Source organism: Clostridium oryzae (assembly GCF_002029235.1).
GTDB lineage: Bacteria > Bacillota > Clostridia > Clostridiales > Clostridiaceae > Clostridium_AE > Clostridium_AE oryzae.
This window is the reverse complement of sequence record NZ_MZGV01000153.1, coordinates 1-1,673: the sequence shown is the minus strand read 5'-3', so window position 1 is coordinate 1,673 and position 1,673 is coordinate 1. Positions and strand designations below refer to the sequence as shown.

The 1,673-nt window shown below is 27.3% G+C and carries 2 protein-coding genes; both read right to left on the bottom strand.

Annotation, left to right across the window (positions count from 1 at the left end; genetic code table 11):
- Positions 1 to 292: 292 nt before the first annotated feature.
- Complete coding sequence (locus CLORY_RS22755) at positions 293 to 886, bottom strand: hypothetical protein (RefSeq protein WP_079428873.1); 594 nt, start codon at positions 884 to 886, stop codon at positions 293 to 295.
- 245 nt (positions 887 to 1,131) lie between these two features.
- Positions 1,132 to 1,557, bottom strand: coding sequence for a hypothetical protein (locus tag CLORY_RS22750; RefSeq protein ID WP_079428871.1), 426 nt, complete (start codon positions 1,555 to 1,557; stop codon positions 1,132 to 1,134).
- Between the last annotated feature and the right edge of the window lie 116 nt (positions 1,558 to 1,673).

Sequence of the window (1,673 nt, the reverse complement as noted above, 5' to 3'; positions counted from 1 at the left end):
ATATTATTAAGAATAAGACATTTAAGTGCTTCCTTATCTTTATTTTTAGCCCTTATTATAAGTTTCTCCTCTTCATTTCTATAAAACATTGTTTAATTATTTCTCATGTTAGAATATGATTTGATTTTCATGTTGCCTAACGGCATTCCTGTATATTTTTTATTCTGTAAATCTCTTGCTACTATAAATTCTTCTCTTTTTCTCATTATCATCACCTCCTTTCAATAAAACTCATATATAAGCTCTAAATTTAAAAAGCACAAAAGGAACTCAAATTTGAATTCCTTTTGTGCTAATATTTTTTATCATATCTTAATTTTGATATTCCCATTGGTAAAATTCCAGCAGCACCGTCATATTCTAGCCGCTTTTTATATTTATTATATCTATAATGCTGCAAATTGATTTTAATCATAGTATCACCATTTATTTTTCTCTTCGTAGACATTGCTTTAGCATTTTGCACTTGAAGCGCTGCTAGGTTGGAGAAAATAATATTATCCTCTATTAAGGTTTTCTTTCTCTTTTTCATATTAAATATTCTTTTCTGCCTCTCATGTTTATCCTTATTAACCACTTTTCGTCTGTGTTTTTCTTGCTCATATCTACTATCAAGCTTTATTATTTTGCTTACATAGGCAGCAGACACATTATTTATATCAGCAATAGCTTTTATTTTAAGCTTCTCGATAAAATATAAATTAAGTATATCATTTTTTATTTTCTCAGTTTTGCTTTTCTTCCTGAGACAGTAATCCTTATATTCCTTCGTTAAATTTAATAGTTTATTTATTTCCTGTACAGTTACATGTAACTCTTCAGCAATTTCCTTACAGGTCATCCCTTTGTTTATAAACATATCTATAGCTGCGACTTTTTTATTCAAATTCTTTCCCCTTCCATGCAAGTACAATATATACGTATAAAACTTAACTACGCCTATCATTCACAGGTTGATTCAGTTAATTTTTTGCCATCACTTAATTGATATAATACTTGCTAAATTCATTAAATATATTGTAATATATTTACAAACAAAATTTTTCTCAATGTTTTATCAATTAATTTTCATAAAGTTATCAGTTTTTTATCATATAGATAATCAATAAATTCAGCTCACTGATAAGTACTTTACATATCCTGCTGTAACCTCTCTAATATCTTATTTCTTATTCTATAATATGTAGGAGCACTATAATGAAATTTTTCTATTATAGCATATAAGCTCATTCCATCACTATACCTCCATTTGATAAATTTCTTCTCTTCGTCATTTAGCTTGCTAATAATAATCTGTATATTTTTAACCGATAAGTCCGTTACTAATATATCCTTCTGAAGGTTCATCAATTGTTTTTTTACGCTATTTATGTGTACGCTTAACTCGTCACATTTCTTTTCATCCTCTGCATAACACTTAATCATTTTTTCTAGTTTGGTCTTACTTTCTTCATAGAATACTTTCTGTTTCATCTTCTGCTCTAAAGCTTTTTGATCTCTGTAATACTTATATAGCTTACTCTCAATATCTTTGTACTTTTTTACTCCTCTTGACATTGACAATCCCTCCCAAAAATGTTCTCATAGCTAATTCAAAACAAAAAATGTATTATGATAATAGACAAATTTTTGCATTTAGCAATTATTACAATTATGATAAAATAGATAAAAAA